The organism is Providencia sp. PROV202, assembly GCF_028479565.1.
GTDB lineage: Bacteria > Pseudomonadota > Gammaproteobacteria > Enterobacterales > Enterobacteriaceae > Providencia > Providencia zhijiangensis.
Map to the genome: position 1 here is coordinate 227,323 of NZ_JAMPNV010000011.1, position 11,864 is coordinate 239,186.

General features: G+C 39.1%; 21 protein-coding genes and 1 pseudogene. 5 read left to right on the forward strand and 17 right to left on the reverse strand.

Annotated features, from left to right (window positions below; translation table 11 throughout):
- Window positions 1–4: 4 nt before the first annotated feature.
- On the reverse strand, window positions 5–277 hold the full coding sequence (locus PR799_RS08435) for a hypothetical protein (RefSeq protein ID WP_123381746.1): 273 nt from the start codon (window positions 275–277) through the stop codon (window positions 5–7).
- A gap of 366 nt (window positions 278–643) precedes the next feature.
- The gene (locus PR799_RS08440) at window positions 644–826 is read right to left on the reverse strand and encodes a hypothetical protein (protein ID WP_272521704.1); all 183 of its coding nucleotides are present in this window, start codon (window positions 824–826) and stop codon (window positions 644–646) included.
- A gap of 180 nt (window positions 827–1,006) precedes the next feature.
- Between PR799_RS08440 and PR799_RS08445 the strand changes: the two genes are divergently transcribed.
- Window positions 1,007–1,192, forward strand: coding sequence for a hypothetical protein (locus PR799_RS08445; RefSeq protein WP_272521705.1), 186 nt, complete (start codon window positions 1,007–1,009; stop codon window positions 1,190–1,192).
- Between the two features lie 54 nt (window positions 1,193–1,246).
- Here PR799_RS08445 and PR799_RS08450 read toward each other — a convergent pair whose 3' ends face one another.
- Genes PR799_RS08450 through PR799_RS08465 form a run of 4 tightly spaced genes read right to left on the reverse strand, consistent with a single transcriptional unit; the run spans window position 1,247 to window position 2,901 of the window.
- Window positions 1,247–1,789, reverse strand: coding sequence for a hypothetical protein (locus PR799_RS08450; protein ID WP_272521706.1), 543 nt, complete (start codon window positions 1,787–1,789; stop codon window positions 1,247–1,249).
- 1 nt (window position 1,790) lies between these two features.
- A complete protein-coding gene (locus tag PR799_RS08455) occupies window positions 1,791–2,123 on the reverse strand; it encodes a M15 family metallopeptidase (protein ID WP_272521707.1) in 333 nt (110 codons plus the stop codon).
- Window positions 2,120–2,488, reverse strand: a complete 369-nt coding sequence (locus tag PR799_RS08460) for a hypothetical protein (protein WP_272521708.1) — start codon at window positions 2,486–2,488, stop codon at window positions 2,120–2,122. The genes PR799_RS08455 and PR799_RS08460 overlap by 4 nt, the downstream gene beginning before the upstream one ends.
- Entirely contained in the window at window positions 2,488–2,901 is a 414-nt protein-coding gene (locus tag PR799_RS08465) for a putative holin (protein ID WP_272521709.1), read from the reverse strand. Before PR799_RS08465 ends, PR799_RS08460 begins: the two co-directional genes overlap by 1 nt.
- 148 nt (window positions 2,902–3,049) lie before the next feature.
- Between PR799_RS08465 and PR799_RS08470 the strand changes: the two genes are divergently transcribed.
- Together PR799_RS08470 and PR799_RS08475 are read left to right on the forward strand one after the other, a co-directional pair.
- Window positions 3,050–3,523, forward strand: a complete 474-nt coding sequence (locus tag PR799_RS08470; protein WP_272521710.1) for a hypothetical protein — start codon at window positions 3,050–3,052, stop codon at window positions 3,521–3,523.
- An 89-nt stretch (window positions 3,524–3,612) separates the two neighbouring features.
- Window positions 3,613–4,152: a DUF6037 family protein gene (locus tag PR799_RS08475; protein WP_272521711.1), complete on the forward strand. Its 540-nt coding sequence runs from the start codon at window positions 3,613–3,615 to the stop codon at window positions 4,150–4,152.
- A gap of 105 nt (window positions 4,153–4,257) precedes the next feature.
- Here the strand turns inward: PR799_RS08475 and PR799_RS08480 are convergent, their stop codons facing one another.
- The 11 genes and pseudogenes from PR799_RS08480 to PR799_RS08530 all read right to left on the reverse strand — a co-directional run bounded on the left by PR799_RS08480 (window position 4,258) and on the right by PR799_RS08530 (window position 10,291).
- Window positions 4,258–4,791: an antiterminator Q family protein gene (locus PR799_RS08480; RefSeq protein WP_272521712.1), complete on the reverse strand. Its 534-nt coding sequence runs from the start codon at window positions 4,789–4,791 to the stop codon at window positions 4,258–4,260.
- The gene (locus PR799_RS08485) at window positions 4,779–5,093 is read right to left on the reverse strand and encodes a Ref family recombination enhancement nuclease (protein WP_272521713.1); all 315 of its coding nucleotides are present in this window, start codon (window positions 5,091–5,093) and stop codon (window positions 4,779–4,781) included. The genes PR799_RS08480 and PR799_RS08485 overlap by 13 nt, the downstream gene beginning before the upstream one ends.
- An 11-nt stretch (window positions 5,094–5,104) precedes the next feature.
- Window positions 5,105–5,698 carry a DUF1367 family protein gene (locus PR799_RS08490; protein WP_150375423.1) on the reverse strand — a complete coding sequence of 198 codons (594 nt, stop codon included), beginning with the start codon at window positions 5,696–5,698 and terminating at the stop codon, window positions 5,105–5,107.
- Between the two features lie 108 nt (window positions 5,699–5,806).
- Window positions 5,807–6,685 carry a DUF2971 domain-containing protein gene (locus PR799_RS08495; RefSeq protein ID WP_272521714.1) on the reverse strand — a complete coding sequence of 293 codons (879 nt, stop codon included), beginning with the start codon at window positions 6,683–6,685 and terminating at the stop codon, window positions 5,807–5,809.
- 73 nt (window positions 6,686–6,758) lie between these two features.
- Window positions 6,759–7,049, reverse strand: a pseudogene (locus tag PR799_RS08500) (hypothetical protein).
- Window positions 7,050–7,088: 39 nt separating this feature from the next.
- Window positions 7,089–7,562, reverse strand: coding sequence for a hypothetical protein (locus tag PR799_RS08505; RefSeq protein ID WP_272521715.1), 474 nt, complete (start codon window positions 7,560–7,562; stop codon window positions 7,089–7,091).
- A gap of 61 nt (window positions 7,563–7,623) precedes the next feature.
- Window positions 7,624–8,346 carry a replication protein P gene (locus PR799_RS08510; RefSeq protein ID WP_272521716.1) on the reverse strand — a complete coding sequence of 241 codons (723 nt, stop codon included), beginning with the start codon at window positions 8,344–8,346 and terminating at the stop codon, window positions 7,624–7,626.
- Window positions 8,343–9,299: a hypothetical protein gene (locus PR799_RS08515; RefSeq protein ID WP_272521717.1), complete on the reverse strand. Its 957-nt coding sequence runs from the start codon at window positions 9,297–9,299 to the stop codon at window positions 8,343–8,345. The genes PR799_RS08510 and PR799_RS08515 overlap by 4 nt, the downstream gene beginning before the upstream one ends.
- A 1-nt stretch (window position 9,300) precedes the next feature.
- Window positions 9,301–9,525, reverse strand: coding sequence for a hypothetical protein (locus tag PR799_RS08520; RefSeq protein ID WP_272521718.1), 225 nt, complete (start codon window positions 9,523–9,525; stop codon window positions 9,301–9,303).
- 17 nt (window positions 9,526–9,542) lie between these two features.
- Window positions 9,543–9,998 (reverse strand): toxin YdaT family protein, encoded by a 456-nt coding sequence (locus tag PR799_RS08525; RefSeq protein ID WP_272517940.1) that lies wholly within the window; start codon window positions 9,996–9,998, stop codon window positions 9,543–9,545.
- 44 nt (window positions 9,999–10,042) lie between these two features.
- The gene (locus tag PR799_RS08530) at window positions 10,043–10,291 is read right to left on the reverse strand and encodes a helix-turn-helix domain-containing protein (protein WP_272521719.1); all 249 of its coding nucleotides are present in this window, start codon (window positions 10,289–10,291) and stop codon (window positions 10,043–10,045) included.
- Between the two features lie 107 nt (window positions 10,292–10,398).
- Between PR799_RS08530 and PR799_RS08535 the strand changes: the two genes are divergently transcribed.
- Together PR799_RS08535 and PR799_RS08540 are read left to right on the forward strand one after the other, a co-directional pair.
- Window positions 10,399–11,151, forward strand: coding sequence for a LexA family transcriptional regulator (locus tag PR799_RS08535; protein ID WP_272521720.1), 753 nt, complete (start codon window positions 10,399–10,401; stop codon window positions 11,149–11,151).
- A gap of 378 nt (window positions 11,152–11,529) precedes the next feature.
- Window positions 11,530–11,862, forward strand: coding sequence for a hypothetical protein (locus PR799_RS08540; protein WP_272521721.1), 333 nt, complete (start codon window positions 11,530–11,532; stop codon window positions 11,860–11,862).
- Window positions 11,863–11,864 lie beyond the last annotated feature (2 nt).

An 11,864-nucleotide genomic window follows, 5' to 3' on the forward strand; every position in this document is an offset into this window, starting at 1 on the left:
GGTGTTATCTAAACAAAAAATATAGGACCGGTATCAATAGTACAACAGAGCATACCCTGTACCAGATTATCTTTGTTGCTATTTCTTTCTTTAGTTTCTTTGCTTGAACTTCATTATTTGAATTTTCTAGTTCATTACAGTGAGCTTCTAATACTTCCCCTTTTACTTGCTCACTTTTTTCTAGCATCTTATGACTTCCTATTGCCATCTTTATAACTACAAACAATATAATTATTGGTATCGCAAGAAGAGCCATAACATCGAACCATGAAATCATTAGTTATCCCCTTTTTGAGAGATACTAACACTAGCTAAATATAATGAATAACGCATATTTGACTTATGTATAAGAAAGGAGATATTCATCAAAGCTCTAATCTGACCATCTGCTTGAGATTACTACCTTTTTCAGATTGTGGTCATTCACGATTAACGTATAGTGACGTCACATTCATAAACTATTATTCTCTACTTCGCCCCGATATCTGGGGCATTTTTATTTTTCCCTCACAAAATAACGTTATGTGTGGAACTGTTACTGTAGCGTCCCCCAATCCGGTTTAGCCATCGTGTTTATCTCCTGTGTAAATCTCTATCAACGCCACTCTATGAATGGCGTTTGTAGAAAGTTATTCACTGAATACTAATACGTAAGTTCAGACTCAACTGAAATCATATCTGTTGCATACTTTAACGCTAACTCACGAGCCTCTTTTGCAGTCTTATCATTTAATGGCTTACCTAACAGCTCATGGTTAACTCGCTCAATGATTACCTTGATATCTTGGTCAGTGGGTGTACAAAAAAATAGTTTAATATGTGGCATTCTCTTTCCTTAATAACAAATTAAAAATCACCATTTGTTCACGTTTCCCTTGAAAAGCATCATTGTCGCCCTAAGTAATATAAGTACCGTATGTCAATTTTTTCGCGCCTACGGTCGACATAATGTCATCCCTGTTTAGCAGGAGCTGATGCTATTTATTTAAATTTATAGGAATCAAAAATGAACCAAGATATGCCCCCTCTAGAGAAGCGTAAAATGCTGTTTGAATTAACTATAACTCTGCTAGCAGCTGAGATATATGACAAAGACTATACCGCTGAAGGAAGACTAAAAAAGGACTTCGATTCTGTATATAAATTATTGAATGAAAAATGGGAAAGCCCGCTGGTTAAAAACACCAAATAACCACAATGACCTGACCTTTGATCAAAATGGACGCTCGGTTATGCGCGCCCATTTTTATTTAATCACCTGTCGTTGCTGTTCAATATCCCTAATGGCTTTAAATCGTGCATTACCACCATCAATGGTTGATATTAATGGGTCTATCCAGTAAACAGCTTGGCAATACGTTATCTTGCTGGAGGTAATGGAACTATCATAGGCTCGGTTAACGACTCCGGTATCGGGGTGCATTGCGCTGGAACGTAAACCTTTTGTGTAGTTGTACAGCCTGTTACCAATATCATCAGGAATGTACAAATCACAGGTAGGCTCTTTTTGAAGTATTTTTCTATACTCAATAACTCTATTTTCTGAGTTAGCATCAGTGGAAATCCCATAACGATAAGCGGTGGTAGCTATTTGGTTAAAACGATTAAACTCAAATGACTGGGTGGCAATAACTTTAGATTGCTGTTTGTTATCACCTTCTAACTGGGTATTATCTTTTTTCAGCGAAGTGTAATCATCCTTTAGATTGCCATAATCACGCATCACCCAGCCAATCCAGACAACAAGAATCACGCATACGCCAGCTAATACCCTAGTCAGCGTATTCATATCACTTCACACCATTGTGCTCTAACGAGTAATGGTTGCCATCATTGAATCGACCGCCCCATGTACCGCCAATTGATTCCCAATATTCACCAAGCTCTTGATGGTCTGTTGTTTTGCTTAAATACACGCCGTCTTTAAATAAATTCAAATCAATAGCCAGACGCATAGTGTGTAAGCTGTTTTTAATTCCAGTACCTTTTTTCGCATTTAATGCAGCACATTCTGGAGTTCGCTCAGCCTCACCCAACGAGACAGCATATCCCTTGTCATACGCAAAGATAATTAAATCCGCAAGCATGCGAGTAAACTTGCGTTGCTTTTCACCTAATGTCATTTTTTCACCTTGAAAGTAAACGGTCGCATCATCAGCAACCCGATTGATTTAACTTTTGCTATAAGTTTGCTGATAACGACAATGGACATAATGTTGCCACCAGCAGAGAAAATAATGAGGAAGATAACGCCATCAAAAAGCACATCGGATGGAGCAGAGGTACGTTCACCAACTAAGGTCTCGTATATTTGATAAACCCAGCAAATAAACAATGCGGTACCAACAATAGAGTCACGACGTTTGGCATACCGACAAAGAAACACTGTTATTGCAGACGCCAGCAAAAGAAAAGCATCGACAGTTTCGAGTGGGTGACTGTCTACCCATAGCGAAATACTATTTAAGTAATTAAGGACGGTACTCATTAGCTACCTCCTTTATTTCGCCAATCTTTAATGGCTTGCGTGATACTGCTGAAGTTTTTATCTATCGAGGTAAATGTACGGATAAATAATTTTTTGAGGTTATCTCTATTTGCTGCAAGAACGAGAACAGGGATAAGTAATGCCGAAATAACAATTGCCATTATTTTGGGGCTAATATCCCAACTCCATATCTGCGAAATAACATCGGAAGCCTCTTTAGCGATAAGGATCCCCGCACCAAGAGCTAAAATAAAGTGAAGTATCTTTCTCCGGTTATTATCTCTGGATGCAATAACTGAGGCTGATGCTCCGATAATAGCTCCCAGCACGACGCCATAGTCGGCACCAATAAGGAACCCACCCATAGCACCGCCACCAGCAGCACCGAGGGTTATCCCTATTGATGTGCTCATAAATTATTTGTTCTCTATGGAATTTAGATAATAAAAAAGCCACGCATTGCGCAGCTTAGAATAAGTGCCAGTTGAGCGACTGGCAGCGCTTTACCTTATCTGATATTGTTAAATCGCCAAACATAACAATCTGAATAAGGAAAATTCAATGCAGTATGAGGATCCAAGATTATATATTTATTCATTTCTTGAAAGCTTACCAACTACCATTCGATCGACCGAACTGATCTGCTTACTCTTATTTATAAAACATGATTTTCAAATAACAGGCTCAGAAAACGAATCTGATTTCTTAGATATGACCGCCGAATTACTCGAGCGTGGTGGATACATAGGTATTGGCACTGTCATTTTTTTCAAAACTCTAATCAGCCGTAGTATGAATAGCGCCATTGAGAAAATGGATAGAGCTGAGTTTAACCTCAAAATGTTACGACAAAACAATCCTGAGCTATCTAATCAGCTTCTTGTGCAAAAGCCGCTTCAGAGAAAACATTATGAAAGAGCTATTGAGAACTGGCATACTCTCTTATCTGGCCCGCTATCTGACGCTAATATTGAATATTTCGCCAATAATCCTGCCATGACACTAATGCCGATACAGTTAAAAAATCATGAATAATGAGTTGTGTTTCATGAGGCATATGCTCCCCTTTATTTAAAGGTACGCGTTAGTGGTCTATAAGCAAAAGTTAGCTATAAGGTAATGTAATGAAACTAGAAGGATTGCGTCAGCTTTGCCGTGATATGCGCAAAAACAATGTCACAAAAACACAGTTTGAATTCAAAATTAATCAAGTTACATTCGATGTGGCTTTTTTCATTAACAAATCACCATATCAATTACTTTTTGGTGCAAAAAATCATAAATGTAGTTTTTTTGTGAATGTAAAAAATGGTTTTGAAATTAGTCCTATAATAACACCCAGCTCGGCATATAAAGATTTATGTACTGCTCTTAACCTAAAATATGATCCTGAAAATCCATTTAGTCCTAAAAAATTCTATGCCGAATTCGCAAACAAAATACCTAACCAAATACAAAGTAAGAATTCCAGATCAATACCTAAGCTAACCCAGTCAATTACTGACCCCAACGATTTTGGTGTTTTTAGCCATTGGAAAATACATTCAATCCAACACGTAAAAACAAAAAATCTTATAAAAACTGAAAAAGCATTTGGTAGGGAAGTTATGGAGTTTTGTAAAAATCAAAATGTGAGTAGCTGTTGGAAGACAACAAAACAATGATATGAATAGTTACTTTCTGATTTATTGGGTAACAAAAAACCCAGCGCATTGGCTGGGTTAGTTCGTCACAGTTACTAAAACGGCAACTTATACGTAAATAGTGGATCATTGGCTCAAAGAAGTCAACACGTTCTTACTATTATTTTTCTTTTTCCACTCATTATCGCGTATTTTAAATGCATTATAGAGATGTGGATAAATTAAATACTCGGCAGAACGAATGATTTCTTTTACCTCACGGCGACATGTGGCCATCGAGGGCTTTCGATGTTCAAGCGTGCGATTTCTGCGGACCATCTGGCGTGGCTGTGCAATACCATAATAATAACGAGCAATGGCACGGTCGGAGCTCACAAAAGCATAGCGTAATAACAATAACGTAAATGCAACTCGGTCTATATGATAAATTTTATCGACCACCTTGGTGATTAACATTCCGTCATCGTCATTACACATTTCCCTTTCTGGATAATCACGCTTTTCTACAGTTGCCATAAATTCAGCAATGATACTGCTTTGGCGTTTTTCTAATCTACCACTGTAAACCCAAGCACCGAATTTGGATAGCCAACCATGCAACCAAGCTTCTTGCTCAGCATCAAGTACAAGCCCATCAGAAATAATTTTTATACTCGACATGCTCGCAGCTCCATGACTTCTCTTTTGGTTTGCTCGAGTAACTCGATTTCGGTACCGTGAATTTTTTGCCATATTTTAGGGGCTGCATGAAAACCAGTGTCATAGTTAGCACGATGGTGAGGTGGACATAACGGCAATACATCTTTGTGGCTAGCTCGTTGAGCCATGCCCTGCCCTGTTCGTGTATGATGAATTTCCGCGGGACTTGCTCCATATCCCATGTTTCGACAGCAAATACAGCCAAGTGCGGCTACATCTGATAGCCACTGTTTATCTTCTTTGGTCTTTGATTTTTTGGTCATTGGTCTTGCCTCTAGGTAAAATCTAATAACTGAGCTGCCGCATTTTCAGCAGCTTCTTGGGTGGGAAATTTACGGAATAGAATGAAGTTCCAAAGCACATCGAGCGTGGCTTTGTAGAGTTCGCCAAAAGCTAGGTCATCCATTTTGGCAAAGCTGATTGATTTAGCGACGCGGCGCAAGCTGCCATCCGGCATCTCAAAGGTTTCATAATGGCCAGATTGCTCTACTACCCAATATCGGAAAGCATCAAAGGATTTGGTTGCTGAGATATTGTGAGCACGTTTCTGTGCTATCTCATCTAGGTAAACATCTGCAGCGGATTGAAGAGCATCGTCGTTATCTGTGTAGTAAGCGAGGAATTTAACGTAACCACGAACCAATTCTTTTTCTTCAGGCGAAATTGTGCCGCCGGTTGGTTCCCAGTATTCATACCCTAGATTGAGTAGTGCGAAGTATTTACGGTGAAAACGTGGGTTGCGGGCTTTCTTGAAGTCAGCCGAAAGCACATCACCACACTTGATTTTGGAATGTAAAAAATCCCTTGCCGCTGGATTAGCCGGTACAAGAGTGTCGTTAGACATTTTGATAAAGCTATGCTGTGCCATACGTTTCTCTCAGTAGACACAGCAAGTGTTAAGATTGGGTGTTCAGGCCAATGAGAATTATATTACCATAGTGAAAATTAAGCATCTAGATCCATCTTTGTAGTCTATTTATTCAATCAGCTCCCTGTCTATTTTTCTAGTATCCGCATTTGGTATTGCTTTATACATCATAACACCATCAAAATAATCGTCATTCTCGATTAAATTTCTAATTTCTGCTTCGTTATCTGTAGACATGTTATGCCCAAAAGTTACAGAGGTTATTAAACCTTTAGGAAGGTCAAATAAATGGAAACCATTTTCTGTTATAAAATTTGCATTATTTATTATATCAACAATTCTGCATTCCATTTCTTGCTTATGATCTGTATGCTTATGATGGAACATATAATGGCTGACCATTCCCTCTTTATTTAAGTCATAATTGAGATATATTTTTGGTATATCATCAACATATATAACATCTTTTAACTTACGCATTAAATCATCTTTACTAGTTCTTTTATCAAAAAAAGAGTTTTCCCTATTAAAACCTATCATAAAACCTTTATACGATGAGGCGTAGTGCCCCCACATATAATTACTATCCCTGCTATTAGTCAAACATAGCACACATAATAAATTTTTTATCACTTTTACATATTCTTCATTCATTTTATCCAAAATTGATTTTATTAAAAATTCAATCTCAGGACTATTTTTAGCTAAAAAATATAAAAACTCTTTCATTGTGAATTTTTTATTCAATTGCATCTCGTAGAAAGGTTTTAAACTTAATAATGCATCTTTTTCTTTCGATGGCTCTGTAGATGAACAAAATTGATTAATAAAATACTCTAAATCATCATCATGACTCCCACAAACATTAAATTTGACTTCAAATTCAAAATTATCATTCAGCTGATCTTTTTTGGAAAAACAAATTCTTTTTGATCTTAAGATATCCACACGTTCAGGAGGAACATATTTATATACTTCATTAACCATCCCAACTCCTTTATACCAGTATTAAAAATATTAATAGCCTACTGCAAGGATCAGTTTCTTCATAGTTTCTAACTTAAATAATTAACTTCAACTCATGCCACCCTAATGTATTCCAACACTTAGAGCAACCACTAAGGCAACACTCAGCCACCGGCAGCTGCTCATCACACTTTTTACAGCGCCTTTTATTTAGCTCTACGATTAGCGACATCATATGGCTCTCTTCCTGGTCTACGTAATACGCAATTTCTTTGAAGCATTTCTAACTCTCTTGCTCATCAAGAAATAACTCTATTTTAGTAACACCTGATTCCTTTTGCCGCTTACGTTGCTCCGCTTTTCGTTCCGCTGCTGTTTTTGCCATTGGTCTTGCCTCTTTCCCATAAAACTAATTACAAACACTTTATCCATCAAAATTAAATTCAAATAAAAGAGAGCCATGCCTAGAATGGATAACAAAATTATCCCAACGTATTGCGTACCAAATTGGCGGGGTCATATTCACCCTGTATATGGAAGAGCCAACAGTATATGGCTTAATTAAGTCTTTAAAGCCAACGAGTAAATCCTTTAGTAAATCAGAATGTTTTGCAGCGACGCCAAGCTGAAAAAACCATTCTTCCACTATTTTAATCATATCCTTCTCACTAATTGGCTCTAACGAAACATGCCAATGCTCAATGGGATGCTTATCGCTATGGCGAACAATCACTGACTGAACGGAGCTAAGTAAAGTCGTTTTCTCTTCCACATAAGTACACTCATAATCAGGTGAGATATTCGGCGCCCAATTCAACGACTCAACAGCACACAAATAGCCATTAATTTTTTCAACATCCAGCAAAACAAGCTCTTTAGACATCGGTTTTTGTTTCATTTTTCATCACTTTTATTTGATTTAGGTTTCACTATATACAATATATTCAGTCAATAACTAATTAACCATCCCGATATAAAATTTTAGCCCTAATTTCCTTTAACGCTTGCTGCCCTATCAGTCGATATTTACCCTCTTTATCAATTAACTCTGATGTAGAAACCCCTCTTTTAGTTTGGCCTATTAACGGCTTAATTGGTGGGATTGGCTTACCTTCCTGTATCTGGTTGTAAAAGGCTATCAGTTGCTTCTTGATGGATTCCCTAATCTCTTTATCGGACAAGTTATACTGCGTCATGCGTCGCCTTGCTTCTGGTACAATCCAATACATAACAGCTGATTTCCAAGGGAATGCCTCAACGGATGGATATCGCCACTCCATGTTGCTGTAGCGCTTCATTTCCGCCATGACCTCACAAACTGAAGGTAGGCCCATAGCTTGCATCATTCCTTCGCGGCACCAGCTGATAAATTTGCCACAAGAGGGGAAAAAGTCGGACTCTTGCTGCCTAGCCACACTCATTCCTGCTTTCAATTGCTCAACGGATGTTATGCCATTCTCGATAAACGCCAGTACCCATTGCCGTTTAGTTGCTGAAATATCGTCTTGGTTTGAAAACACAGTATGCTTTGCCGCTGGGAAAATTTGCACTAAGTTATCAAACAGCATATCAACCAACTTTTCCGCATGTTCATTGATTCCAGCAGGTTTATTGCTTGACTGAATTAGGCTCGATAATTTTTTGTTATCTCTGTTTTCAATTGCGGAGAGAAGACTTTTCATAGCGTGTTCTCCCATGCTTCAGGGCTGTTCCAATGGGCTTGTGCTGGCAAACAATCTTCACCTTGTGGAATTTCAGCAAATTTTAATACTAGCTTGTCCCACTGCTTGCGAAGTGTGCTTGGGCTAAGAATATTTTTGCACCAAAATGAGTCCTTATTGGCCCTATCAAACAACCTACAAATCTGCCTGTGCGTTCTGCCATCAATGGTGCGCATCAACCGCACCTCATTGGCCCATAAAGCCCAGTTAGGTTCTTTCGGGGGTTTGATGTCGTCATCAGATGCAGATACATTTTCGTAAAGCTCAGTCACCCGTTTGGATATCCACTGCGCACAAAGCAAATCATCCGATGTACCCCACTGCCGCTTCCTTGCACTGAACACAACGGCATCAGGGTGGCGAGCCACAAACGAATTATCATTCATGTTTTCGTCGGGTTGTGAAACGACCGGACAAGAAGGGTTTATATTCTCTGTAGTAATCTCTGTTGTAATCTCTGTAGGATCGAACTGCGGATTTGTTTCACCGCCACCGTCGAATTTGTTTTGTGGCGGCTGTTCATTTTGTTGTTTCGCCAAATCCCCATTGTGACTTTCCCCAGTTGCGCTTTGCGCATTTGGTAGATTATCAATAGGTTGCGTCATAATTTGGTCAAGTTGGTCGCAATCTATACGGTAATATATTTTGTGTTCTAAACGCCTATCCGTTTCAATTAAAATCCCACGTTTAACAAGATGCTTTCTGGCTGTGAGTTGCTCGCGATAGCTTAACCCCGTTTCGACCGTAATATCCTCAGATGACTTATAGACCCCTAATTCAGAATCCGTTTTATCCTGCCAATAAAATATCTGGCTAAAAAATATCACCGCATTGACGCTACCAAAGCGTTTAACTAGACCAGGGTAGTAAGCCACTGGCCGCCCAAAATCGAGTAACAAGTCTGATGGTCTCATTTCACACCCCCAGTGCTTTAGCGATATCACGGCAAGCGTTCTGGTACTGCTCAGGCGTCAGTTTCTTTAAAAGTAGCTTTTGTTTTTGTTGTTCGTATTGCTCCCCAATATTGAGCGCTGCCGCCCTTCTTCCCTCGAAAATATCTTCGATTTGTTTTCTGTCTGCTGGCTTTCCATTCAATAAAAAACCATTGCAGTAGGTAATCAATTCAGTCGTTCTTAGCATTGGTCTTGCCTCTTGAATTAGTGCACGCTGGTCGGGCGTGATATTGCATTTAGTGCGGTAATAGCGCTATTGATATTCCGTGACATGTCACGACCCTCAAGTAAAATTTCGGTCATTGCATCTGCAAAGCGTTGAATGGCCACCGAAGCTAAATAGTTTTTAGTGTCGCCACGTACTCGAGCTAACCTCGAAGCCGGCAACGCCATTTCAATTGCAGGCATCAGCTCTGCTAATTTCTTCATCGATGCGTTCGAATCACCCCGTAACCAGCGAAATATCTGCTGTCGGTTATTGTTAATCGCTTTCCAATCCGCTTGGCCTCGTTCATCTTCAATCACATGTAAGCGACTCTGTGATTTGTCTCGTGTGATCTGCAAATACGCACGGCTTATCTCAATCGCTACGTGCTCTTGACCATGTTCTGTAGCCCAGCTCTCAATTTCAGAGCGGACAATATCGATATCAAAACTCATCTCTGCGTCTCCTGTCGCAAAATTGATTATGAATAATCAGTTTTTTAATCTGATAGCTGTAATACTGATGGCTCGTTGGGTAAGCCGTCGTAAAGGTTTGGGTAATCTATCGGGTTCAAATCATGTGGGGTCACTAGCCAATTTGTTTTGGATGCCCACTCAATAGCTTTTCGTCCCTTTGGAATGTAATTTCCTGCAATGACTTGGCTAATGTAGCCCTGTGTCACGCCAACTGCCTGAGCAAACTCAGACTGGCTAATTTGCTGTTGCTTTAGGTAGATATTTAATTTCATTTGTTAGCTCCTTTTTAACTTAATAATGGAATATTAGCAATGCTAATTAAATAGATCAATAGCAACGCTATTAGAAAAATATTAGTAATACAAATAAACTAGACGGTATGAACAGAAAAATTTCCGAATCTGACAAGGTAGCAGCCCAGAATTTACGCAATATCTGGGAAAGCAAACGTGAATCTCTCGGCTTAACTCAAGAAAAAGCCGCGGAGGCACTTGGCTTTGCTACGCAGGGAGCAGTTAGTCAGTACCTAAATGGCCGTACCGCTTTAAATACAGATACCACATTAAAATTTGCTGCTTTACTTCGCGTTGATCCTGAAGATATCAACCCTGAATTAAAAATTTTACTCGACTACGTCAGGTCAACAAATCGAAATGTTGAGATAGCTCAGCCGCAACAATCCATTAGGAATGATCACAACACATTGAGATTAATGGATATATATGCGAAAGCAGGTCCGGGTGGTTTTATTAACAATGACTTCCCAGATACCATAAAATCTATAGAGTTCTCTTCCGAAAAAGTTTTTGAGCTATTTGGTCGTAAAAGTCTGAAAGGTATTGAGATGATTAATATCAGTGGTGATAGTATGTCCCCTGCAATTAATCCTAGAGATGTTGTCTTTGTCGATACACATAGCGACTTTTTTGATGGGGATGGCGTTTATGTGTTTAGTTTTGAAAATTCCCTATTCATTAAACGACTACAACGCGTTAAAGGTCGAAAACTTGCGGTCAAATCAGATAATCCCGCCTATGAAACCTTTTATATCGAAGAGTCTGAGATGCATGACTTGCGTGTGATAGGTAAAGTTATAAAATCTCTTCCAATAAAAATGGTTGATTTTGCTTAACTAAAACAAACAGTTAAATACCGCCGCTAATATTAGCGGCTTTTTTTTGCTTAAAATAATTAGCAATGCTATTGATAATAAAAAATAGCGCTGCTAATGTTTATTCCATTAATACAAACACAGCAAGTGTTTAGATAAGTGTTCAGACTTAAAAATTAGCCCACACCAGGGAAACAGTTAGACCAACGTTAGAGGCAAGACCAGACAGCTCGGAAAGACGAGTATTGATTTGCAGACGTAAAAAAACCCACCGAAGTGGGTTCATTTACCTCGGGTCGCCGACCAAAGCTAACCGAGAGTTCTACTAGCGCGACCAAACGCTAGAAGAGGCAAGACCAATGATAAATCACTGATCACAGTTATTTTAAAGGAGCTGCTATGAAAGCACAACCTAAAACCCTAAGTGTCACCCTTTACATTCATGCACAAAAGCAATTCGACGGTTCATATCGATACCGACCACTCCCATTCAAATACGATATGGAGTCAGGTTTAGGTTTCGTTGTATCTGAACATACCGTTGAAATTCCATTTCAAGAGCTAAGTACTGAACAGTTAGTGAATGCTGAGATTGAGTCCTTACGCGCAGAACAAAACAAAATACTTGCTGATGCGCAAGTGAAGTCCAGCCTACTGGAATACCAGATCCAGATGCTGCTTTGTTTGGAAGGCAAGCCAATTTCTAAAATCGACGAAGAAATCCCTTATTAAGA